This is a genomic window from Pseudoalteromonas shioyasakiensis, from assembly GCA_013391845.1.
GTDB classification, from domain to species: Bacteria; Pseudomonadota; Gammaproteobacteria; order Enterobacterales; family Alteromonadaceae; genus Pseudoalteromonas; species Pseudoalteromonas apostichopi.
On record CP058414.1, the window covers coordinates 609,594 to 633,825 of the forward strand.

Annotated in this window: 19 protein-coding genes and 1 pseudogene; 8 read left to right on the forward strand and 12 right to left on the reverse strand. The window is 42.2% G+C overall.

Annotation, left to right across the window (positions count from 1 at the left end; translation table 11 throughout):
- Window positions 1-111: 111 nt before the first annotated feature.
- Window positions 112-3,813 (forward strand): S8 family serine peptidase, encoded by a 3,702-nt coding sequence (locus HYD28_02755; GenBank protein ID QLE07973.1) that lies wholly within the window; start codon window positions 112-114, stop codon window positions 3,811-3,813.
- 129 nt (window positions 3,814-3,942) lie between these two features.
- On the forward strand, window positions 3,943-6,108 hold the full coding sequence (locus tag HYD28_02760) for a S9 family peptidase (protein QLE07974.1): 2,166 nt from the start codon (window positions 3,943-3,945) through the stop codon (window positions 6,106-6,108).
- A 21-nt stretch (window positions 6,109-6,129) separates the two neighbouring features.
- Here the strand turns inward: HYD28_02760 and HYD28_02765 are convergent, their stop codons facing one another.
- From HYD28_02765 to HYD28_02780, 4 genes are read right to left on the reverse strand one after another with little or no spacing between them, the layout of a single operon-like run.
- Entirely contained in the window at window positions 6,130-7,605 is a 1,476-nt protein-coding gene (locus HYD28_02765) for a HAMP domain-containing histidine kinase (GenBank protein ID QLE07975.1), read from the reverse strand.
- Complete coding sequence (locus HYD28_02770; protein ID QLE07976.1) at window positions 7,605-8,330, reverse strand: response regulator transcription factor; 726 nt, start codon at window positions 8,328-8,330, stop codon at window positions 7,605-7,607. Before HYD28_02770 ends, HYD28_02765 begins: the two co-directional genes overlap by 1 nt.
- 58 nt (window positions 8,331-8,388) lie before the next feature.
- The gene (locus HYD28_02775) at window positions 8,389-9,117 is read right to left on the reverse strand and encodes a spondin domain-containing protein (protein ID QLE07977.1); all 729 of its coding nucleotides are present in this window, start codon (window positions 9,115-9,117) and stop codon (window positions 8,389-8,391) included.
- Window positions 9,118-9,126: 9 nt separating this feature from the next.
- The gene (locus HYD28_02780) at window positions 9,127-9,828 is read right to left on the reverse strand and encodes a spondin domain-containing protein (GenBank protein QLE07978.1); all 702 of its coding nucleotides are present in this window, start codon (window positions 9,826-9,828) and stop codon (window positions 9,127-9,129) included.
- Window positions 9,829-10,033: 205 nt separating this feature from the next.
- Between HYD28_02780 and HYD28_02785 the strand changes: the two genes are divergently transcribed.
- Complete coding sequence (locus HYD28_02785; protein ID QLE07979.1) at window positions 10,034-10,405, forward strand: DUF4870 domain-containing protein; 372 nt, start codon at window positions 10,034-10,036, stop codon at window positions 10,403-10,405.
- Between the two features lie 57 nt (window positions 10,406-10,462).
- The gene (locus HYD28_02790) at window positions 10,463-10,897 is read left to right on the forward strand and encodes a DedA family protein (protein ID QLE10469.1); all 435 of its coding nucleotides are present in this window, start codon (window positions 10,463-10,465) and stop codon (window positions 10,895-10,897) included.
- Here HYD28_02790 and folX read toward each other — a convergent pair.
- Genes folX through folM form a run of 3 tightly spaced genes read right to left on the reverse strand, consistent with a single transcriptional unit; the run spans window position 10,894 to window position 12,548 of the window.
- Window positions 10,894-11,253, reverse strand: coding sequence for a dihydroneopterin triphosphate 2'-epimerase (gene folX, locus HYD28_02795; GenBank protein QLE07980.1), 360 nt, complete (start codon window positions 11,251-11,253; stop codon window positions 10,894-10,896). The two genes, HYD28_02790 and folX, sit on opposite strands and share 4 nt — an antisense overlap.
- 2 nt (window positions 11,254-11,255) lie before the next feature.
- Window positions 11,256-11,810 (reverse strand): GTP cyclohydrolase I FolE, encoded by a 555-nt coding sequence (folE, locus tag HYD28_02800; GenBank protein ID QLE07981.1) that lies wholly within the window; start codon window positions 11,808-11,810, stop codon window positions 11,256-11,258.
- A gap of 18 nt (window positions 11,811-11,828) precedes the next feature.
- Window positions 11,829-12,548, reverse strand: a complete 720-nt coding sequence (gene folM / locus HYD28_02805; protein QLE07982.1) for a dihydromonapterin reductase — start codon at window positions 12,546-12,548, stop codon at window positions 11,829-11,831.
- Window positions 12,549-12,748: 200 nt separating this feature from the next.
- Between folM and HYD28_02810 the strand changes: the two genes are divergently transcribed.
- Window positions 12,749-13,648 (forward strand): sulfite exporter TauE/SafE family protein, encoded by a 900-nt coding sequence (locus HYD28_02810; protein QLE10470.1) that lies wholly within the window; start codon window positions 12,749-12,751, stop codon window positions 13,646-13,648.
- Here the strand turns inward: HYD28_02810 and nadE are convergent.
- The 3 genes and pseudogenes from nadE to HYD28_02825 all read right to left on the reverse strand — a co-directional run bounded on the left by nadE (window position 13,645) and on the right by HYD28_02825 (window position 18,559).
- Window positions 13,645-14,481 carry an ammonia-dependent NAD(+) synthetase gene (nadE, locus tag HYD28_02815; GenBank protein ID QLE07983.1) on the reverse strand — a complete coding sequence of 279 codons (837 nt, stop codon included), beginning with the start codon at window positions 14,479-14,481 and terminating at the stop codon, window positions 13,645-13,647. The genes HYD28_02810 and nadE overlap by 4 nt on opposite strands.
- A gap of 67 nt (window positions 14,482-14,548) precedes the next feature.
- Window positions 14,549-15,176 (reverse strand): annotated as a pseudogene (locus HYD28_02820) (DUF480 domain-containing protein).
- A gap of 17 nt (window positions 15,177-15,193) precedes the next feature.
- Complete coding sequence (locus HYD28_02825; GenBank protein ID QLE07984.1) at window positions 15,194-18,559, reverse strand: response regulator; 3,366 nt, start codon at window positions 18,557-18,559, stop codon at window positions 15,194-15,196.
- A gap of 178 nt (window positions 18,560-18,737) precedes the next feature.
- Between HYD28_02825 and HYD28_02830 the strand changes: the two genes are divergently transcribed.
- Window positions 18,738-21,020 (forward strand): penicillin acylase family protein, encoded by a 2,283-nt coding sequence (locus HYD28_02830; protein ID QLE07985.1) that lies wholly within the window; start codon window positions 18,738-18,740, stop codon window positions 21,018-21,020.
- Here HYD28_02830 and HYD28_02835 read toward each other — a convergent pair.
- Together HYD28_02835 and HYD28_02840 are read right to left on the reverse strand one after the other, a co-directional pair.
- Window positions 21,013-21,774: a GGDEF domain-containing protein gene (locus HYD28_02835; protein ID QLE07986.1), complete on the reverse strand. Its 762-nt coding sequence runs from the start codon at window positions 21,772-21,774 to the stop codon at window positions 21,013-21,015. The genes HYD28_02830 and HYD28_02835 overlap by 8 nt on opposite strands.
- 83 nt (window positions 21,775-21,857) lie before the next feature.
- Window positions 21,858-22,112, reverse strand: coding sequence for a hypothetical protein (locus HYD28_02840; GenBank protein ID QLE07987.1), 255 nt, complete (start codon window positions 22,110-22,112; stop codon window positions 21,858-21,860).
- A 263-nt stretch (window positions 22,113-22,375) separates the two neighbouring features.
- On the opposite strand from HYD28_02840, the gene HYD28_02845 reads away from it, so the two are divergent.
- A complete protein-coding gene (locus tag HYD28_02845) occupies window positions 22,376-23,908 on the forward strand; it encodes a bifunctional GNAT family N-acetyltransferase/carbon-nitrogen hydrolase family protein (protein QLE07988.1) in 1,533 nt (510 codons plus the stop codon).
- On the forward strand, window positions 23,908-24,225 hold the full coding sequence (locus tag HYD28_02850; protein QLE07989.1) for a multidrug efflux SMR transporter: 318 nt from the start codon (window positions 23,908-23,910) through the stop codon (window positions 24,223-24,225). The genes HYD28_02845 and HYD28_02850 overlap by 1 nt, the downstream gene beginning before the upstream one ends.
- The last annotated feature ends 7 nt before the right edge of the window (window positions 24,226-24,232 follow it).

Sequence of the window (24,232 nt, forward strand, 5' to 3'; positions counted from 1 at the left end):
TTGTTTTGTAACTGTAATGTTGTTCTTGCTTATGTTTCCGATTTATATTGGTGCTGAAACTTTGTTTCAATCACTATTTAGACGATAACATAACATATCCCAGGGGAACCCATGTCTAAAAATCTAATAAAAAGAACTGCAGTTGCTTTGGCTGTAACGAGTGCTATGTGCGCTAGTGCACAAGCCAATGATTTTTCTAAGTATAATCTTGCTGGTAAAAAGTTAATTAAAGCGAGTGCGGTAACAAAAAAAGAACAAAAAGTACGCAGTGAAGCGACTAGTTGGCTAGTTAAGTTAAATGCTCCAGCATCAATTAATGCTAAAACAATGGGTGTTGATGTAGCCTCTGTTCAAGCACAAGCAAAAGTAGCGCAAGCAAGCGTAGAGCAAGCTATTAATAGCATGGACTTACCACTTGAGGTTGTTGCAAAAACATCAACACTAGTAAGCTCAATCGTAGTTAATGGTAACAAGCAAGATGTTGCTAAGTTATTATCAAACTCTCAAGTAGAGGGTATTTACCCAGTATACGATTATGAATTGCATGTTGCTGACAGCGCTGACTATATTGAAGCGACTCCATTAGTATCTAATGGATTAGCGACAGGTGAAGGTGTTCGTGTTGCTGTTCTTGATACGGGTATCGATTACACCCATAAAGCCTTTGGTGGTGCGGGTACTGATGAAGCTTATGCTGCTGCAATTGCTGATCCTGCTTCTGTAGATTGGCCACAAGGTAAAGTATTAGGCGGTTATGACTACATCAATTATGACAACGATCCAATTGATGTGACAACTAACCACGGTACACACGTTTCTCACTCGGTTAACGGTATTGCGCCAAACGTAGATCTATTCGTTTACTCTGTATGTAACAGTGGTTGTCCTGGTCTTGCACAACTTCTCGCGCTTGAAAGCGCAATGGACCCTGATGGTAATGGTGACATTAGCGACCGTGTTGATGTAATTAACATGTCTTTAGGTGGTGACTACGGTGATATTGCCAATGATGCTGTTGGTCTATTCATCAACCAAGCTGTTAAGCTTGGCACAAACGTTGTAATTTCAGCGGGTAATGACGGTGCATATCCTTTCATCGTTGGTGGCCCAAGTACCACTGAGAACGCACTTTCAGTAGGTGCGATGACTCACCCTACCGGTGAAGAGTCAATTGGTAGCGGTACAATTAATGGCGAAGCAGCAATTGTTCAGCCTGCAAGCTTTGGTCCGCAAACTGCATTTAGCTACACTAATGAAAACTTGGATCTTGTTTACCCAGATGCAAACCAGACAGCGTGTGAAGCGTTTGCTGATGACGTAGATTTCACAGGTAAAGGCGTTATCATCGACCGTGGTGCATGTGCATTTACAGTTAAGGTATTAGCTGCACAAGCTAAAGGCGCTGAGTTTGTTATTATTGCAAACAACACTGATGATGGCACGCCAGCACCTATGGGTGGTTCAGATCCTGCTGTTACTATACCTTCAATAGGTGTAACGTTTGCAGCGGGTACTGCTTTAAAAGCGGGTGGTACATTCAACCTAACAGTTGAGCGTTTAGTTCTATCTGGTGCAATTGCAGACTTCACTTCGCGTGGCCCTTCAATGGGTGGTCTATTAAAACCTGAAATTACAGCACCAGGCGTAAACATCATGACTGCTCATCCTGGTCTAGGTGATGGCCTTACTGGCGCAACAGGTACTTCATTCTCTGGTCCTATCACAGCAGGTGCGGTGAGCTTATTAAAAGAAGCGCTACCAGAGCGTAATGCGCTTGAAATCAAAGCGACGTTAATGAACACTGCTAACCTAAATGTGACTATGGAGCCGTTAGCAATTAACCCGGATGCAGAACTTGCGCCAATTAGTTACATCGGTGCGGGTCTTGTTGATGTAAACAAAGCTGCAAATTTACCTGTAGCTGCGTGGGCAGCTGATACTAAGCAAGCGGCACTTTCGTTTGGTTTAGTAAGTGCATCAGAAACTGTTGAGCTAACGAAAACTGTTCAAGTTAAGAACTTCTCTAATGAAGACAAAGTTTATACACTTTCTCTTGAACAACGTTATGCAGATGACGTTGAGCGTGGTTCATTCTCACTTGATTACCCAGATTCAATCACTGTTCCTGCGGGTCAAACTATGTCATTTGATGTGACAGCAACAATTGATCCGGCAACGTTACCAGAATGGACATTAACGGATGATAATATCGGCTCACAAGATGCAACGGCTGATTTAACCAAACTAGAGCTTGATGGTGCGCTAATCTTCTCTGATGGTAGCGATGAAGCATTCCACCTTGTTTACCATGTATTACCAAAAGCAAATGCTGCGATGAGCTTCATGCCTGTAATGACAGACAATGGTGTTGCTCATCAGATAACAAATACAGGTGCGGTAGCACTTGAACCAGTGTTTGCTCCTACTGTAATGACTGATGATGTAGATGAAGACCAACGTTTTGATTTAGTGGGTGCATCTATTGAAACATTTGCAGTACCAACAGATATCTGTGATAGCGGCTATGTTACATTAACCACGATGGTTATGAATGAAGGTATTACACACTCTTACGTGGGTGGTTTCATGGCTGACTTCGATATTGACCAAGATGGTACATACGATGTTACAGTGCAAAATGGTAAACTAGAGTGGTTCTATGATGTAGAGCCGGGTACTGCGATTACCTTTACTCACGGCTATGGCAGCTCTTCGGGTAACCTCAACAATGTTTATCAAATTATTGGTAACAACCACCTTACAATGCAAAGCTGTCTAGGCGCATTTGGCCTTACTGCTGATGATATTGGTAAAGCGACTGCAAATGTACGTTTCCGTACAGAAGAAGAAACGTGGACGCCAATTGCATCAGGTGAAGGTGATGTTGCAATGGGTACATATACATTTACTGATGCATCAAGTGACGTATATGCAGCACTTGTTGATGAAGCTGGTGAAGTCGTTAGCTCATTAGAACCAGGTGCTTCTGCAACATTATTGAATGCTGGTGCAGACTTCATGATCTTATCTGACTCAGGTTCAAAAGCGTTCGCAGCAACACCAAGCGAAGATGCTAACGTTGCTCCAGTTCTTGCTGACGCGTCATTCTCTGTAGACGAAAACACAGCGGTAGATACTGTGATTGGTTCACTAGAAGCAACTTATGGTGCTGAGCTTGCTAACCCAATCGCTGAATATATTGTAGTTAATTCTACTTCTACAGCTGTTTCAGTGACTGCATCAGGTGATGTTGTTGTTATGAATAGCGACATGCTTGACTACGATGCTGGCATGATGAGTATTGAACTTGAAGTTGTTGCAGTAGATTCTGCAGGCAATATCTCTGAGCCAGCGATGGTGACTGTTGAGGTAATGAACGTTGCTGACGAGCCAGAAGAAGTTAACCCTGTGATCGATGCTGAGCTTGGTGAATTCACGGTTCAAGAAAACGCTGCGGAAGGTACTGTAATTGGCACTGTGACTGCGACTGACCCAGATGCAGACCTGACTCCTATCGCAACATATGAAGTGACAGGTAGTGATAGCATCAGCATCAGTGATGCGGGTGAGTTAATGGTTGCTGGCGCTATCGATTATGAGCAAACAACCTCTATCGAAGTATCAGTAACTGCGGTTGACTCTGCAGGCAACATGTCAGAAGCGGTTACTATTACTATTGCAGTGACACAAGACCCGGCAGAAGATGTTGTAGCTGAAGAACCAGCGAAGAAAAAATCTTCTTCAGGTTCACTAGCATGGTTAACATTACTTGCTGCACCGTTCGCATTTATGCGTCGTCGTAAGCAAAAGTAATTACTTGATAAGTAAACAATAAAAGGGAGCTTCGGCTCCCTTTTTACATTGCTTCACAAAGGCTACTTATATGTTGCCGTTTTTTTACTTATATTGGAGACAGAATAATAAAACTAATACAGGAATCCCATGAAAGTTGGCCATTCACTTTGCCTTGCGGCACTCTCTTTAGCTGTTCTATCAGCGTGTAATAAAGTCCCAGATAATAAAGAGCAAGCCGTTATAACAGAGCAAGTTCAGGTTGTAGCTCCGCTTGCTAAAAAAATACCTCATGAAATGACCATTCATGGTGACACACGTATCGATAACTACTACTGGATGCGTGATGATGAGCGCAAAGATGCCGCTGTTATTACCCATTTAAATGCAGAAAATGCGTATGTTGAAAGCAAGCTGGCACATACTCAAACGCTACAAAACACCTTGTTCGAAGAGCTTAAAGGACGTATTGAAAAGGATGACGATACCGTACCGACAAAAAAAGGCGATTATTACTACTTCTCACAAACGCGCGGTGATGACGAATACCCAGTGTATGTGCGCAGCAAAGATGGCCAAGGAGAGGATAAGCAGGTTATCTTAAATGTGAATGAGCTGGCTAAAAATCATGACTATTTTGCCGTAACAGGTTTAGCTGTCAGCCCAAATGGCAATTTGCTGGCTTATGGTGAAGACACTGTGAGTCGCCGTATTTACACAATTAAAGTAAAAGATTTAACCACAGGTAAAATGCTCACAGAAAGCCTTGAAGGCACGGAAGGTGATGTAGTCTGGGCAAATGACAACAAAACCTTTTACTACATCAAAAAAGACCTACAAACGCTGTTAGGCTACCAAGTATATCGCCATACGCTAGGCACCCCGCAAGCCGACGACGAACTCGTTTACGAAGAGAAAAACACCAGTTACTACACCAGTATTTATAAGAGTAAAGACCAACAAGAAATCTATATTAGTCATGGCAGCACCAGTGCTTCGGGTGTCTCGGTTATTGATGCTAATGATGTCAAAGCAATGCCAAAACGTTTTATTGAACGCGAAGCAGGGCTTGAATATGACATCAAAAAGTTAGGTGATTGGTATTACATCGTTACTAATTTAAATGCTGTTAACTTCCAACTGATGAAAGTGCATCGCGATAAAGCTCATGATAAAGCACAATGGCAAACGATAATTGCTGGTCGTGATAACGTGAAACTTGAAGGCATTGAGTTATTTAACAATCATTTAGTTTACGAAGAGCGAGAAATGGGGCAAACCCGAATCACTATTCGCGACCTTCGTAACCAACAAGAGCAAGTCGTTGCGTTTAATGACCCAACTTATATGGTCTTTAGTTATGGTAATCGTGAGTTAGATAACCCTAACTTACGTGTTTACTATTCAAGTATGACGACGCCAGGCAGCAGCTACGATATCAACCTAGAAAGTGGCGAAAAAACACTGCTTAAACAGCGTAAAGTGTTAGGTGATTTTAACCCTGACAACTATGCCTCTGAGCGAGTTTATGTGACTACCCGAGATGGTGTCGATGTTCCTGTTAGCCTTGTTTATCGTAAAGACAAGTTCAAAAAAGACGGCTCTAATCCGCTTATGCAATATGGTTATGGTTCGTATGGTGCGACCATGGATCCGAGCTTTTCAAGTTCACGCTTAAGTTTGCTTGATCGTGGTTTTGTGTTTGCGATTGCGCATATTCGTGGCTCGCAAATGCTGGGTCGCCCTTGGTACGAAGACGGCAAGTTGCTGAAGAAACAAAACACCTTTAATGATTTTATAGATGTGACTAAGTCTCTAGCTGCTCAAAAGTATGCTGATAAAGATAATATTTTTGCCATGGGTGGCAGTGCGGGTGGCTTGCTAATGGGGGCTGTTGTTAATCAAGCGCCTGAGCTATATAAAGGGGTGATTGCCGCAGTACCCTTTGTTGATGTAGTTACGACTATGCTTGATGCCAGCTTACCACTCACAACGAATGAGTATGACGAGTGGGGTAACCCGAACGATAAAGTCTATTATGATTACATGCTGTCATATTCGCCGTACGACCAAGTTAAGAAGCAGGCTTACCCAAATATGTTAGTTACTACCGGTTTGCACGACTCACAAGTGCAGTATTTTGAGCCGGCAAAATGGGTTGCTAAGCTACGTGAATATAAAACCGATGATAACCTGTTGCTGTTCAAAACTGACATGGAAGCAGGGCATGGCGGTGCTTCTGGGCGCTTTAAAAGCTTGCAAGATACCGCTTTATATTACGCCTTTATGCTCGATTTGGCGGGTATCGAAAAATAATAACAACACAGGCATCCGTGATTAAGCGGGTGCCTGCATAGCTAAATTAAAACGAAATTCACTGCCTTTTCCTAAGGTACTTTTTACGTTTATTTCACTATCCATTAGGGTGAGCAGTTGCTTGCAAATAGCGAGCCCTAAGCCTGTTGAGCCTCGTTTTATACTATTACGCGCCTGATAGTGAGGTTCGAAAATCGCATTGAGTTCATCCTCATGAATACCAACCCCGGTATCAGACACTGCCACGTATAACTGATCACTTTGTTGGCTAACCTTAACGGCAATTTCACCGCCATTTGGTGTGTGCCGAATGGCATTTTCGATTAAGTTTGTAAGCACCCGCTCTAATTTTGCGATGTCTGCCGTCACGGTAAAATCGCAAATTTCGGGAATAACCTTGAGTGAAATTCCTGCTGATTGCGCTGTTAGAGCAAGCTTTGCTACACAATCATAAATCAACTCGCCCAAATTAAAGGTCTCGGATTGTATTTTTACTTGGCCGCATTCTAAATTAGCCAATTCAAAAATTTGCTCAATCAGCTGTTTTAGTTGCTGGCAATTATCCATTGCAAGGTTGAGATAATGACGTTGCTCAGGCTCGTTTAAGTGGCTATTCGGTTTATTGATCACCTCCAGAAAGCCGTGCAGTGAAGATAGCGGCGTACGTAAATCGTGTGATAAGTGAGTGAGTAACTCTCGGCGTTGTTTATCGGCTTGCTGTAATGACTGAAACTGCTCATCAATACGCGCCAGCATGGCGTTGACGCCTTTACTTAAATTGCCTATTTCATCATGAGCTGTGTAGCTAGAATCCAATGACATTTTGGTTAGGCTGTAGTTAGCCGCTTCTATTTTATTAAGCTCTTTATTGAGTTTTTTTAGTGGTAAGGTGAAAAACCGAAATAACAGCAACATCGCAATAAAGAGCGCAACTAAGGCGGCTACAAACCACATAGCGGCAAGCCAAAGGTTATCATTGGCTTTAATGTTTTTAAGGGTTGTATCGTAATCTTGCCCGCCAATAATCACGTATAAATAGCCTTGCAGCTGTTGCTGATTATGAACCGACGCAGTTGAAAATATTTTTACGCCATCTTTGCTGCGCGGATCGTCACCATAAATCGGTGTGGCAGTTGGGTCTTCAATTAGTTTCTGTATTGGGCCTAAGTTTATTTGTTGCCTAACGACTTGCCCCGGCTTGGCTGAATAAGTCAGTAAATGACCTTCAGGGTCTACAAAATAAAACTCAAAAGCTGGGCCAAGTATCATTAGTGTGTGGAATAGGTTTTCTAGCGCATCATAGTCATACACACCTTGTTTGATCAGTGGATTGTCGTGCACTAAATGCTCGGCTAGTTGGAGGTGCAAGTTTTGCTGGGCATGGTGTACAGAGCTTTGCTCTAATTGCTTGCTCCAATTTAAAACCAGCGCACATAACAGGCTAAAAATAAGCACCAATGACCAAGCAAGTTTTTGATAAAGCGTCATTGATTTCATTAGCTTGCACTCAACTGACCTGGATTTAGTTTATAACCTACACCCCAGACTGTTTCTATAAAGGTTGCTGGGTGATGCTGCTCAAATTTACTACGTAAACGGTTTATATGAGAATTGACTGTATGCTCGTAGCCGCTGTGTTGATAACCCCATACTTGGTCAAGTAACTGTTGGCGACTAAAAACATGATTTGGGTGCTTGGCAAAGTAAACGAGTAAATCAAATTCGGTAGCGGTTAAGTTAATTGCCTTATCAGCTAAAAATGCTTGGTGGCTGGTAAATTCAATGTGAAGCTCTCCAAGTTGAATTGCCGCTTGAGCGCTGTCTTCATGATGTGATTGGGCTGCTATCAGTTGCGACCTATGCCGTAATTGAGTTTTTATTCGTGCTTGTAACTCTCTAGCGAAAAAAGGTTTGCAAATGTAATCATCAGCGCCCATTTCCAGACCAATCACTCTGTCCATGTCACTACTGAGTGCGGTTAGTAAAATAACAGCAATGCTTGGGTAGTGCTCTTTAATTTTGCGACATAAGCTCAAGCCATCCATTTGTGGTAGGTTGATATCGAGCAGTACTAAGCCATAGCTCGAGCTGGCAAGCTTCTTTATTGCAGCCTCTGCGCTCGATGCTTCATCAATATGTAAGTTCAGGCAGTGTAATTGCGTGCTGATAAGTTGGCGTATTGCTCTATCATCTTCGACGATTAATAATTTTTCTTGGCGCATTGCTTACTCCAAATCACAGAGGCACATCCTTATAACCTCGGTGTAAGGAGTGCGATTATTATTGCGTCCGCGTTATCTTGATCCGAGCAACCGGGTTATCAAACTTATGCTGGCTAGTGAGCACTGAGTTTGCAAGGCCATCATCTTGACTAACCACACCTGGGTGCATTGCAACACGGTTAGTATCGTCGCGCATTTCGTTGTAACCTTCGCCTGAGTCAGCAGGACCAGGGATCGTGCCTTGTGCTTCAGAGTTAGCTTCTGTGCCTGCATCATAGGCAAAACTAGTGCGAGACAGTGACTCATTAACCGCTAACGAAGACACGTCTATAGCATTAAGACCGGTAAACGCGTCATTTGTATTCACCAACATGGTTGCTAAGCTGATTTTTAATGAATCAAGCTCACCTGTCGTCAGGGTCAATGTGACTTGCTCCCCAGGTGGTAATGGGCTTTCGTCGGAAGCTGCTTGCATTGTCATTTCTGCAGCGAGTAGCTCGCTGTTATCGCCGCCTTCAGCAATAATTTCAAGAGCTTCAGATGCTGGCTCGCCAATTTGCCAAAGCATGCCTTCTGTGTGAGCAATCACAGCAATAGGAGAAAATGGCTGGGCAGCAGTGAGGTTGACTACCTCCACCATAAATTGATGATTTGTCGCCATCTCACCCATTTCCATTGTCATTTCTTCAAGCGCTTCATCCATGTTGTCTGATGATTTATCTGAATCCCCACAGGCTGCAAGGCCGGCGCTCAATGCGAGGATAATTAAGCTTTTTGAAAAGCGCATAATAACCTCCTATTTAACCGTAACTGTTAGCATCGCAACTGGGTTTAACCATCTGTGTACTGTGTTATCGAGATCGCTCATCCCCGCTTCTAAATCGTCGTCACCTAAATTACCCGGATGAATATGCACCATCATATTTGTTTCGCTACTGGTGACGCCGCTGCCATTCATACCCGCATTGCCACCCGGTGCAGCAGGAATGCCTGGCGTGCCCGGCATGCCTGAGCCCTCAACAACAAGCTCATCATTGGCTTCGGTACCCGCATCATACGCATTGAGATAAACAGTGTAGGTACCAGCTTCTGCTGGGATCATCCAACTATCTAAACCTACAAAGCCATCATTGGTAGGCAGTAGCATTGCTGTTAGAGATAAGTAGTTATTGCCATCCTTGGTGGATAAGCTAGCCATCGTTGAGCTTGCTGGTGCCAGTAAACCTTCAGCTGGGTTGGCAACCATATCGCTGTTTGCGGCTGTGGCTTCACTCATTAACGGCTCGAGATTGCCGCCCTCAGCCATCGTTTGTAAGGCTGTAGAAGCAGGCATTGCAACGCTGAAAAGTTTGTTGTCACTGTTATGAGCAGTAATGAGAATAGGGGTAAAGTGTAAACCTTGCGTGAGGTTAGTTAGTTTTATATCAAGCTCAGCAGCGTGGCTTGCAAGGCTGGTTACTGCGCATGCAGCGAACAAAGTTAAAGGTAAAGCTTTCATATTAGATTCCTGTTTTTGATGATTCAAAATCAGTATCGAATAGCAATATCCAGAAACCTTCACGAAGTTATCACATTTTTATCACAACGTTGATTACAGCCTTTTGTGTTGGTTGAGAGCTTTAAATTTAATCAATTTAGCTAGGGTAAAAGGTCATTAAGGTTTATAGTAGAGAAATAAACAGACCCATAACAAGGAATTTAAAATGGATGATAATCAAAAAGTTGAAATAATTGTGGCAGATAAAGAGCAGCGCATGTGGGCAATGTTTTGTCACTTAAGTGCCTTAGCTGGCTTGCTTTTCCCGTTCGGCTCGGTAATTGGGCCTTTGATTGTTTGGCTTGTAAAAAAAGAAGAAATGCCGCTCGTTGCAGAGCATGGCCGCAAGTCATTAAACTTTCAATTAACCATGATGATCGCCTACATTGTCTGCTTCATGCTGATGTTTGTTGTCATTGGTGTCATTCTGCTGCCATTGGTAGCGCTATTCTCATTAATTATGGTGGTAGTATCGGCGATTAAAGCCAACGATGGTAAAGAAGTTAAATACCCAATGGCGATAGAATTTATAAAGTAAGGTGGTTTGGGTATATTAAAAGCTCAGCCGTTTGCTGAGCTTTTTTATGTTATGTTTATGGCCTATTTATCGTTATTTCTCAGCGCGTTTATTTCCGCAACCTTATTACCTAGCTCTTCAGAATTAGTGATGACTGCTATGATAGCCAGTGGTGACTATCTACTTTGGTTGTTATGGCTAAGTGCAACCGTGGGCAATGTGCTTGGGAGTTGCGTGAATTATTGGCTGGGCACGCAAGTCATGCGATTTAAAGACCGCAAATGGTTTCCCGTTTCAGAAAAGTCGATAGACAAAGCCGAAAAGCAATTCAATAAGTACGGTATTTACAGTTTGTTGTTTGCTTGGCTGCCTATTGTTGGGGACCCTTTAACGGTTGTTGGCGGAATTTTTAGGGTTAAGTTTTCGCTCTTTTTGTTTCTCGTAACCCTAGGCAAAGGCGCACGTTATTTAGCTGTGCTTGCCTTTGCGGTAGGGCTAGAAAAACTATTTTAGCTTTTTTGCCAATCAAGGGTCAGTGATACTGAATCAGCAAAACGCAGCGCATGAGGTTTATCGACGCGCACTTTGGCATAGTGAACACTTTGATGCTGGTGGCAAATTGCTAAAATTTCAGCAACCAATTTTTCTAATAGCAAAAAGTGGCCTTCTTCGACAAGGCTGATCACTTCTTTGGTGATGGTCTTGTAGTTTAGTGCTTTATCAACCGCATCAGTCTCACAAGCTTGATCAGCAGGGTAATGAATTTCTAAATTAATCACTACATCTTGTTTTTTCTCACGTTCCTCAGGGTTAAAACCAATAAAGGTTCGTAGCCTGAGATTAGTGACATTAATAATTGCGTTGGCCATCGTTACCCTCTAACTAGTTGTAAGAACTCGTTACGGGTTTTTGGATCGGCTCTGAAGTTACCTAACATAACTGATGTACGCATACTCGAGTTTTGCTTTTCAACACCGCGCATCATCATACACATGTGCTTTGCTTCAACAATTACGCCAACGCCTTTCGCACCAGTCACTTCTTCAACCGCTTTAGCAATTTGGTGGGTTAGCTGTTCTTGAATTTGAAAACGACGAGCATACATGTCAACAATACGAGCAAACTTTGACAAGCCAAGTACTTTACCGTTTGGGATATAAGCAATATGACAGCGGCCAACGAACGGCAGTAAGTGATGTTCACACATAGAGTAAAGCTCAATGTCTTGGATCAATACCATATCATCGGCATCTGAAGTAAATACCGCATTGTTGGTGATTTCATCTAATGTTTGACGATAGCCTTTAGTCAGATACTCCATCGCTTTTGCAGCGCGCTTTGGTGTGTCGAGTAATCCTTCACGAGCAGGATCTTCACCCACTGCGCTAATTATTTGCTGGTAACTGTTTTTTAAATCATCGTGCATAGCTTTCTCAGTAATTCGTTATTTTAAATGTCTGCCACCATCAACAGGCATAGAACGACCTGTGATGTAGTGACTGTTTAGTAATAGTTCTACGCTGTTAATAATCTCGGCGCAGCCGGGCTCAATGCCCATTAGCGATTTCTTTAATGTTTTTGCTTTGTACTCGTCGCTGTCGTGTTCGTTAAAAATGATCAACGAAGGCGCAATTGCATTTACTTTAATGGCAGGTGCGAATTTAGCAGCAAACGACTTGGTTAAATTATCAAGCGCCGCTTTACTTGCAGCATAAGCTAGGTGTTTAGGACTGCCTTTCTCAACGACATAATCGGTTAAATGAATAATATCTGCGGCTTGGCCACTGTTTTGCTGATAATGTAATAGCAAGTCAGAGGCTGCTAAATTGATTAAATAGGGCGCTTTGGCGTGAATACGCATCATGTTGTCAAATAGGTCTGCGTAATCGTGGTTATTTGCTTCACAGTCCCAGCTAGACGCATTATGGATAATTGCTTTGAGTTGGTTGGTATGGGTTTTTAATTCTTCAATAAAATGCCCGATAGCTTGGTCATTATTAAAATCGGCATGGATACAAATGGCACCTTTACCTGCAAGCACATCAATCGCTTCATGACGGGTACGGTAAGTTACTATTATTTCTTGCCCTTGCGCTAAAAAGTGCTCGGCCACAGCGAGTCCAATACGTTGGCCTGCGCCAGTAATTAAAATGGGCGATGACATAAACTAATATAAAACCTTAGATTTTTGATTTGAAAAGTAATGTATTTAACTGTAACAACTATAAACCAAATTACAGAACTATTTCACCTTTACTGCATTCATGTTGCCAAACATTCTACGCAATACTGGCAATCATAGATCAGTTGCCCGGTTTTCAGTCTCAGGCATAATAGCCATACTTGATACTTTTCTTTTTCATTATGCTTGCTGTCATTAAATCATTTAGCTGGCTACGAACCGTACCATGGCTATTTATTATCGCTGTTTATTGTACTTTATTGCTTTTGCAAGGCCCCGCTAATGCAGTGAGTAATTTTGTGACGCAATTGAGTATTGCTGCAACGATGGCGGTTGGCTCATTTGTCGCTGGTGGCACTGCTCTGGGAGGCGGTGCGGTAGCGTTTCCGGTAATGACCAAAATATTAGCGATAGAACCTGCGACAGCGAAAGTGTTTTCTCTTGCTATACAAAGCTTTGGTATGACAGCTGCTGCTTTAACAATTATTTTTAGCCGTATCCCTTATTACAAACAAGTGGTATTAATCGCGACGCCAATGGCTATTTTCGGCGCTATATTGAGTTTATTTTTCATTGCTGATCACTTACCAAGGTTAGCGGTGAAAGCGGTCTTTAGTGCACTATTATTATGTTTTGCGTTGACCTTAGCGTGGCGTATTTATCGCCGAGCTCAGCATATTTGTAGCCAGACAAAGATCACCGTAAATAAAACGCGAGTCGCGTTGATAGCTACGCTTGGTGGTGTTGCATCGGGATTGGTTGGGTCGGGCGCCGATATTGCTGTTTTTGCGCTGTTAGTTATTGCATATAACGCGAATATTCAACGTGCAACGGCAACCACTGTGATCATTATGGCTGTGACGTCTGTCGTAGCAAGTGTTATGAATTATTTTTACCTCGAGACTATTAACCCACAAATTCAAGCCTATCTATTAGCTGCTATTCCTGTTGTGGTGCTGGGCGCACCGCTAGGTGCTTATATGTGTGCAAGAGTGAAAAGTGGGCAACTCATTAGCTTTTTAGTGCTACTCATTGCCCTAGAAGTGTCGTTTACTATTTATGAATTATTGATCGTTATTTAAAGCGCATCGTAAACCGTTGGGATTGCTTGGCGCTTATGCTGAGTACGTAAGTAAATAGCTGTTAGCTTTTCTTCGACTTCATTGCTGACATCTTTACCTTCTAAGAAATCATCAATTTGATCGTAAGTTAAGCCAAGCGCTTCTTCATCGGTAAGGCCTGGGCGGTCACACTCTAAGTCAGCGGTTGGGGCTTTATGTACTAGTACAGCTGGCGCACCTAAGTGCTCAGCAAGCGCACGAACTTGGCGTTTTGATAAACCAAATAACGGTGCTAAATCACACGCTCCGTCACCAAATTTAGTGTAAAAGCCAGTGATGTTTTCTGCACTGTGATCGGTACCAACCACTAAGCCTTGACAGAAACCGGCAATTTCGTATTGCGCAACCATGCGTTGGCGCGCTTTTACATTACCTTTGATAAAGTCGATTTTAGCTTGCTCTGGTAATTCAGCATTACCACCAACAACCGCAGCCATTGCTTGCTCATGCATGCCATCTACAGCAGCTTTGATATTAACCGTCATACGCTTACTCGGTTGAATAAAATCAACCGCGAGTTGCGCTTCGTCTTCGTCTGCTTGTACGCCATAAGGTAAGCGTACTGCAATAAATTGATATTCGTTGGTGTTGTGCTCTTGGTTTAGTTCATCAACAGCTAATTGGCATAAACGGCCACAGGTTGATGAGTCAACACCACCACTGATCCCTAATACAAGTGAGCGAGAGTGCGCAGCAATAAGTCGGCTTTTAAGAAAGTTAACGCGACGGGTAATTTCCGCTTTTACATCAATAGTTGGTTGGACTTTCATTTCCGCCAGAATGTCGGCACGCATGGTAGAGCTCCTATTTTTCGTTGTGGTTGTCAGCGTTTTATACATTATGTTACGGGCGTGATTTTTATTAAAGACCTAAATGCGCTTTTATTGCGTTAATTTGTTGCTTAAGATCTTCGATTTCGCTTCGTAATTGTTGCACTTCACTACTGTTGTCCTGAAAAGGCTCATTAGCTGCCATGTCTTCAGTAATGCTGTCTGGGTCTACAAATAAGTGCATGTAACGGCTTTCTCGTTTGCCAGGCTCTCGTGCTAAGCGTGCAACATATTCTTGCTCGATGAGTGCATTTAATGCTGCTTCGACTTCATTGACATTACTAAACTCAGCCAGTCGGTTGCTGCGAGTTCTTAGTTTCTCCCGGTGTTTGCGGGCCTCGTAATAGTAACAAACAAATAATAGCGCGTTGCTGCTCACTAAATTGCAAACTGCCAAACTCGGTATTACAAAAGCGATGAGCATATTTATTTACACGCCCTGACAGTCCTTCATCAACCGTTACCAAGCGTGATGCAATAAGTTCATCAAGGGTATCTTGGACTTGCGCTTCAGTTAGAGACATTACTGGCTCACGGTTAGATTTTTGATTACATGCATTAGTAAGTGAGTTTAAAGATAATGGGTAATGTTCGGGTGTTGTACTTTGCTTTTCGAGTAAACAGCCAATAACGCGTTGTTGAATTGATGATAATTGCATGGTTTTACTCTCTTTCTTTATTCTTCAGTGCTTAGCCACACTGTTAACTTTTTATTGAGCGAGTCAAATTTAAGGGGCTTGGTGACGTAGTCGTTCATACCAGCATTTAAACAACGTTCTTTGTCACCTTGCATTGCATTTGCTGTCAGTGCGACGATATTAACCCCTTGATGAGCTGCACCTGCTTTACCAGCACGAATGGCCCGTGTTGCTTGGTAACCATCCATTTCTGGCATTTGGCAATCCATTAACACTAAAAGATAAGGCCTTTGCTCACGACTTGAAAGTTTTGCAATTGCTTCAAGACCATTTTCGGCAATATCAAAACTAAGGCCTGCTTGTTTTAATAATGAGCCGGCGACCATCTGATTCACTTTATTATCTTCAACGAGCAAAACCTGTGACTCTGTATTACTGTTATTGGTTACAGCCTTGGTTATTAACGTTTCTTTACTGACTTGCTGCTGTTCAATGTACTTGTCATTTACTAGTGAATTAAATAAATCAGACTGTGTTAATGGTTTGAAGATAATACTCTCAACTTTTATTGTTTGTCTTGTTTGTTTTTCCGTAAGGTTCATTGGTGCCATCAGAATTCGTTTGCAGCTAGTGGCATTAAAGTACTTTAAGAACGCTTGTTGGTGCTCTTTTGTTGCGCTGCTATAAAACTGATAATCAACTAAAATTGCATCACAACCTTTATTGTCAGGCATTGAAGCACAATTGAGTAAGCTTGACATATCGCTATATGCTTCTACTTCAGCACCCCACAACTGCAACTGTTTTTTGGTGATATTGATACTTAGCTTACAGTTATCAGCAATTAAAATATGCTTTTTATCTAAGATGTGGCTAGGTTCAGGTGCTTGTTTTGTGTGATCACGTTTAACTTTTACAGAAAAATTAAAGGTGCTGCCTTCCCCATATGAGCTAATTACACTGACATCCCCCTCCATTAACTGGCAGAGCTGTTTGACAATCGCAAGCCCAAGTCCTGTCCCGCCGTATTGACGTGTGGTTGATGCATCTGCTTGTGTGAATGAGTCAAATAAGGTGGCTTGTTTTTCAGGTTTAATCCCAACGCCAGAATCAATAACAGAGCAGTTCAAAAACAACTCTTCGTCGCTTGTTTCGAGTTTGGCGATGACGATAATCTCACCATCTTTGGTGAATTTAACGGCATTACTCACTAAATTATTGATGATTTGTCTAATACGATTCGGGTCACTAATAATAAACCCATGATTAAGTTGTGTAGTATCTAACAGTAACTTGGTATTGTTTTGCTCTGCTTTGATAGCAAACGATTCAATCGTATCGCCAAGTAGTTTTAATACGTTGAAGCTCACATTTTCAATATCGAGTTTACCAGCCTCAATTTTAGAAAAGTCTAGAATATCATTAATGATATGCAGTAAAGACTCAGCCGATGATTGCGCCAAATCGATATGATGGCTTTGCTGGTTGTCTAATTTGGTTTGCTTAATGATATTGAGCATCCCAATCACGCCATTCATGGGTGTGCGGATCTCATGACTCATGCTCGCTAAAAATTCACTTTTGGCTTTTACTGCTTGTTCAGCTGCCTCTTTTGCTTGGACTAGCTGATGCTCAGTCTCTATACGGCGCTGACTTGCGTGTAAACTTCCAATTAACGCAGCAACAGCGATTAAAAAGCTCTCTTCATTTTTACTCCAATGTCTGCGGTTATGGCATTTTTCAGCGCACACTACCCCCATCGTTTTGCTTCCTGTTGGAATTATCACGGTGAGCATTGAGCGTATATTAAACCAATCTAGGTAATTGCTACGTAAATCGCTAGTCAGTGGGTGTTGCTGTGCATCACTGGCATTTATCACAGCGTGATTATTAATGGCATCAAAATAATTTTGAAATTCAATTTGTTGTAGTGATATTGCTTCACTAAATTCAGGCTGACTCTGGTCGTGAATCGCAAAGGTGTTGAGCGATTGACGATCGTCACTGAATAACCAAATACTCGCGCGATCAATATCGAATGCATGGCAAATAGCTTGCACAATGACATGTTTAGAAAGGTTAAGGTTACCTGTCAGTACAGCATCATTGACGGTTAATGATGCAAGGATCTCGTTATGTAAGGCGATCTTGTTATTTTCGAGCTCTACTCGCTTACGGGTATCAATATTTTGCAGTGAGCCAAATAATTTTATACAGCGGCCATTTTTATGCTCAGCTTCTCCGTGTAACAGTACCCAAACTTCATCACCTTCAGCAGTGATAATCTCTACTTGTGTTTCAAAACTTTCACCATACTTAATTGCGCGCTCGTTAAGGCGGCGAATTTTTTCACGACTTTCACCGGCTTTGAAAAGAGTATAGTTAGTAGGCCATTCAGGCTGGACATTTAAGGGAAGCTTAAATATTTGCTTGGTCATGTCAGACCAATATACGGTTTTTTTCTCAAGGTTGAATGACCAAGCACCGACTTTGGCGAGGCTACTCATGGTTTCTAGCATTCGCTCGCTCTTGTGCTGTCGTTCAACCATACGTAAGAAGAATACTGAAGCGCCAGCAAACAAAATACAGAATGAAATAATGGCTAGTCTCAGTGGCCAAATTGCAGAGCTTGGAGGCTGCCATCCAGATTTAGGTGTGACATACATTTGCCACTCACCACCTGGAAAGTTAATTCTAAAACTCAGAGGGTTGGTGTTGAGCACGTCTTTAGAACCGTAAAAAAAGTCACCTTTTGAACCGCGGCCGTTGCGCCCTTGCAGCGCAACTTCATAATGTTGACTCAGTGCAATTAAACCTGAGTTACTGTAGATCTTATCTATATCGAGTACCACCGAGAGTAATCCCCAAAAAGTGAGCTCGGGTGGTGTGAATACGGGCATTCTTGCTATCAGCGCTTGGCCACCTTGCACCAGCTCTAATGGGCCAGCCATAACAATACGGTTTTCATCTCGTGCTCTAATTGCATCATCGCGTTGCCGAGGGGCTTCTAAAAAGTTTAGTCCAATAGATTTCTCATTCCCCGCAAGAGGGTAAGTCATCTGGATAATCATATCTGGGGCTGCGCCGATGTTTCTGAGCTCTGAGGAGGTTGAAAATAAGGGGCTAGCTATTTGCGTAAAGCGAGCTTGGTCTAAATTTGGCTCGGCAGCAACGGCAACAGCAAGGCCGCGCACAAGTTGAATGTTAGAAACCATCTTTGCTTCGAGTTCTGCGCGATAAGCGCTTATTTTCGCTAGTTCTTGAGAGCGAAAAGCATCTTTTTCACGATTGTAATTAATTTGCTCGATTAAAAGACCAATTACCACGATACAGGCAAGTGATAACCAGAAGGCTAGCTTCAATTTTTGTAGTTTTTTATTATCTGCTTCGGTCGCTAGCGGCATGAGAAATATCAGGTTTTATACTATCTACCTACTATAGACAATTTCTGTGGTAATTAACAATGAACAGCTAACCTAGGACGTTAAATTTAATTATTTGTATCGCAACACTATTTTTTCATAAAACTCAGGTTAATATACCAGGTTAATACAGTGTTACTTCAGCGCAAGGAAAATTGGCATGTTTAAGATAATCAAATGGTTACTCATAGGCCTGTTTGTATTGGTGTTACTGGCAACCGGGCTTGTTTATGGCGTATTAAATTTAAGTTTACCGACACTTGATGGCCGGGGTAAAAGTGATGCTATTTCGCAATCAGTAAAGATTGAACGGGACTCCTTAGGGCAGGCTGTTATTCATGCCGAGAACCGTTTAGATGCGGCCTATGCCTTAGGCTTTGCTCATGGTCAGGACCGATTCTTTCAAATGGACTTACTGCGCCGCAATGCGGCAGGTGAACTTAGTGAGTTATTTGGTAAAGCTGCTGTTGGGCTTGATAAAAAAATGCGTTTTCATCAATTACGAAAACGTAGCCAGATTGCAGTCGCGCAATTACCTGCTAAAGATAAAGTGCTATTGCAAGCATATGCAAATGGGGTCAATGAAGGCCATGCACAAGTTGGCTATGATAGCTTTGAATATTTGCTCACTGGCGCTGAAGCAAAACCTTGGCAAAGTGAAGACAGCTTACTAATCATTTTTAGCATGTACTTAGATTTACAAACTGCTACGTTTGAGCGTGACCAAACGCTGATCGAAATCGAAGACCTATATGGCAAAGCGATGGTCGACTTTATTACTCAGCCAAGCCAATATCAAGCCGCGCTCGATAACAGTCAGCTTGCACCTTATAACGGCGGTATTCCTGCGCTTAAAGACGCTTTATGGGCTTCGACCGAGATTGCAAACCGTAAAGAGCTTGGTAGTAATAACTGGGCAGTCACTGGGCAGCTAACTGAAACGGGTGCTGCAATGCTATCTGACGATATGCACTTATCATTTGCAGTGCCAATTATTTGGTATCGTGCGCAGCTTAATTACCCATTAAATGGTGAAATGCAACAAATAACTGGTGTGTCATTACCCGGGGCTCCAGCCATTGTTGTTGGTACCAATAATAAAATAGCTTGGGGATTTACTAATGGTTATCTAGATACTGCCGATTGGATTGCTCTTGAGAGTAAAGAGAAAACTTGGCTGATAGATGAACCCATCTTACTTAATGATGGCAACGTTGAAAATTATGCTTTAACCATGAGTGAGTATGGCCCTGTTAAAGAAATTAACGGCAAACCTTATGCCTTAAGTTGGGTTGCTCACCATGAGTATGCGGTTGATATGGAGTTGCTTAAGCTTGAGCAAGCAAACAATGTTGATGATGCATTAACGCTTGCTGCGGACGTTGGTATTCCAGTACAAAACCTGATAGTTGTTGATGATAAAGGTAATGCTGCTTGGAAAAATATGGGAGCAGTTCCCGCTCGTAAAATACCGCATCAATTAGCTGTTTCTGAGCAAGCGTATCCTGCTGCTTGGCATGAAAACGAAACGCAGCGTCCATTTGTAAAAAACCCAGAAAGTGGTCGGTTATGGACAGGAAACTCACGGGTTGTTTCTGCGCAAGATAATCAGCGTTTTGGTAATGGTGGCTATGCAATGGGGGCTCGCTCTGCACAAATTCGCGATCGCTTATTTGAAAAACAGCAGTTCAACGAACAAGATTTTTATGACTTACAACATGATAACGAAGCACGCTTCTTAACTGCTTGGCATCAATTACTAGTCAAACAGCTTAGCGCTGCAGGCGATAAATATGCCTTATATTTAAATGAATTAAACAATTGGCAGGCGTGCGCTTGTAGTGACTCAGTTGGCTATACCTTGGTAAAACGTTATCGCAGTGAAGTGATCAATGGTTTATTTAGTCCAATTGAGAATAAGCTAAAAGCTCTCGATAGTAGCTTAAAGCCAGTAAAACGAGACTTAGAGCCTGCCGTTTGGCAACTTATCAAAGCTCAGCCTCAAACATGGTTAAATCCTAAGTACGAAAATTGGCAGCAACAAATGTTAGGCGCCTTTGATCGCGTGATTACTAAACTCACAGAGCAGTACGGCAACAATCCACACAGTTGGCAATGGGGTAAGGTCAACGAATTAGTGATTGAGCACCCGTTTGCCAAACAAATACCCGTACTTAAAAGCTTGTTAAATATGCCTGTAGCCCCTGGTTTTGGTGATACCTTTATGCCTGCGGTACAAGGGCGTAGCTTTGGTGCTTCGCAGCGTTTTATTGTACAACCAGGACACTTAGATAATGCCATTATGGCTATACCTGGTGGTCAATCGGGACATCCATTGTCGGAATTTTATAGAGCTGGATTCAACGACTATGTCAGCAATGGTTTAACGCCATTATTGCCTCAAGAGATTGCTCACAGTATCACCATTGATGCGGTTAATTAACCGCATCAGCATCCTTAAAAGCAGGACATTCTCCCTTGGCAACGGTCGTTTGGTTGCGTCCTGCATGCTTGCTTCTATAAAGAGCCTCATCGGCATGTTGCAACATTTTTTCTATCGAAGCGAGTGGTTGCCACTCAATGAGTCCAAAGCTCATAGTTACATTGATATCAGGGAAATCAGGATGCGCTTCTAGCTCGGCGATTTTTATACGCAAAGTTTCAATTTTTGCGTAGGCTTGTTTTGCATCTGTATTGGTTAATAATAATAAAAATTCTTCGCCGCCCCAGCGTACAGCAATATCTTCATCATTGATGAATTGGCTAATTAGTTTGGCAACATTAATGAGTATCGTATCACCCTTATCATGGCCGTAGTTGTCATTGATATTTTTAAACTTATCGATATCTGCCATAACAATACAAATATTGCTATCTTGCTCAATACTTTTCTTATGTGCTGAGGTAATTAATTTTTTTGCAAAACGACGATTATAAAGTTTGGTGAGAGGATCGCGGGCTGCCATTTCTGTTAACTCAATTCGTTGTGATATGGTGATTTCTCTAATTAAACCCATGCCGTATACCATGGGTAAGCCAGCAATAATAATATTTATCACATTAACGTGTGGAAGTAATTCTGGGTAAGCAAAGCTGTACTGAACGTCCGCAAAAAACACATAGAGAAGGGCGAATGTGGCAATCATTACTAAGCTATAGATTGCCGCTCGTTTAAAAGTTAATTGGTAGTCGATCATTAAAATACAAGAGACTGTCCACAAGTAAAACTGAAACCCCGCACCTAAACCAAGGGTGGCACAGACAATCACAGCATGAATAATTACTTCAAGGAAAATACTCGAAGTGCCAGGGAAGTCAGTCCTTGCTTAATTAAAAAGATGCCGCTGGCCCAAGCGAGAACACTCAAAATATTAACTAAAGCAAGCATGTTTGCACCTATATGGGCAAACGCGGGGATTAGCAAGACATGAACAATGAGCGCGAAATAGGCAATTTTACAAATAATTAGAAACTTAACATGCTCAATCTCTTCTAAGCCAGATTGCTTTGATTTTTTTAGTAGACGTTTGATCAATCCCACCTCAAATACACATGGAGTGTAGCGTAATTATAGATGAAAAGTTGAGCAATGCAGGTTTATAATTGATCGCTTTTGCTGTGTAAACGCTTGCAGCGAATGTTTATCAGTGAAGATAAGCGTTTGTTCACATCACGTTTGTTAAGCTTTGGGTCTTGGCAGAGTGGGGATTTGATGCCACTCTAGTTAAAGCTAATCTAGAAACATGCTGACTGAATGTTTGCTTTGCTTGTTATCTCGTGCCTAAAAAAGGAGTATCTATGCCGGCCGAAAAAACGCATTTAGAGATCTGTAATCTAACTAAAGAACAGTACCCACAAATAAAAACTCTTATGGACCAAGCATATCCAGGGCTTGGCGGTGCATGGCCAAGCCACACCATTTTTAGGCTGATAGATCAGTTTCCAGAAGGACAAATAGGCATTGTTGACGATGGTGTTTTAGTGGGCATCGCGTTAAGTGTTCAGGTAGATTATGCTCGTTTTTCGAACCCGCATACCTATGAAGATATTGTTGATGGCCATGACCGAGTATTTAGTGACCCTGAAGGCGATGCGCTTTATGGTTTAGATGTGGTTATATCATCAACTCACCGAGGGATGCGACTTGGGCGCCGTTTATACGATGCACGTAAAGAGCTGTGCCGTCAGTATAACTTACGCGCTATTTTAGCGGGTGGGCGAATTCCGCGTTATTACAATCACAGTGCAGAAATGTCGCCAATGGAGTACATCGAAAAAGTTGACCACAAAGAGCTTTATGATCCGATTTTAAGTTTTCAGCTTTCTAATGACTTCCAAGTAAAACGTTTACTCAAAAAGTACCTTCCTGAAGATCAAGAATCTGTCGGTTATGCCACTTTACTAGAGTGGAATAACATTATGTTTGAGCCGACTGATACGGTACTTGAGTCAACCAAGTCAATTGTCCGAGTCGGTGCCGTACAATGGCAAATGCGTTGTGTTGAGTCTGTTGAAGAGCTTCTCAAACAGGTGGAGTATTTTGTTGATACGGTATCTGATTATAAAAGTGACTTTATTCTGTTTCCGGAATTCTTCAATGCGCCATTAATGGGCCTCACTGAGCAAAGTAATCAAACTGAGGCAATTCGTTATTTAGCGGAGTACACAGAAACTTTTCGTGATGCAATGTCGCGTATGGCAGTTGAATATAATGCCAATATTATCACCGGGTCTATGCCGCTAGCTGAAGGCGATAAGATTTATAATGTCAGCTATTTATGTCACCGAAGCGGTAAGATTGATGAGCAGCGTAAAATTCATATTACGCCTCACGAACAAAATGACTGGGTGATCCAAGGGGGTGACAAAATTGCTGTATTTGAAACAGATGCAGGTCGTGTCGGTATTCAAATTTGTTACGATGTCGAGTTTCCTGAGCTTTCACGTATCCTTGCAAAGCAAGGGTTAGATATCTTATTTGTGCCATTTTGGACTGATACTAAAAACAGTTACCTACGTGTTCGTCATTGTGCACAAGCGCGTGCAATTGAAAATGAATGTTATGTTGTGATTGCGGGTTCTGTTGGTAATTTACCTGAGGTAGAGAGTTTAGATGTACAGTATTCTCAATCGGCTGTTCTTACCCCTTCTGATTTTTCGTTTCCGCATGATGCAACCTTGAATGAAGCAACACCTAATACTGAAATGCTGTTATTCAGTGATCTAGATATGGATAAGCTGAAAATCCTTCACAGTGAAGGTACAGTTAGAAACTTAAAAGACCGCCGTGAAGACTTATATGACGTGATCTTGAAAAAACGAGACCAATAATGGCGTGGTTGTATTTAATTGTTGCTGGACTGCTAGAGATTGGCTGGCCAGTTGGTCTTAAAATGTCTCAAGAAGCTGACAGTCGCTGGTTAGGTATTGCGATAGCCGTTGCCTTTATGGTCGCAAGTGGCTTTATGTTGTGGTTGGCGCAAAAAGATATCCCAATGGGAACATCCTATGCTGTATGGACTGGTATAGGGGCAGCAGGCACCTTCTTGGTGGGTATTTTATTTTATGGTGATGCTGCGACATTTGGCCGCATTGCCGGAGTACTTTTAATAATAAGTGGTGTGATAACTCTTAAAATTAGTCATTAACGAAATT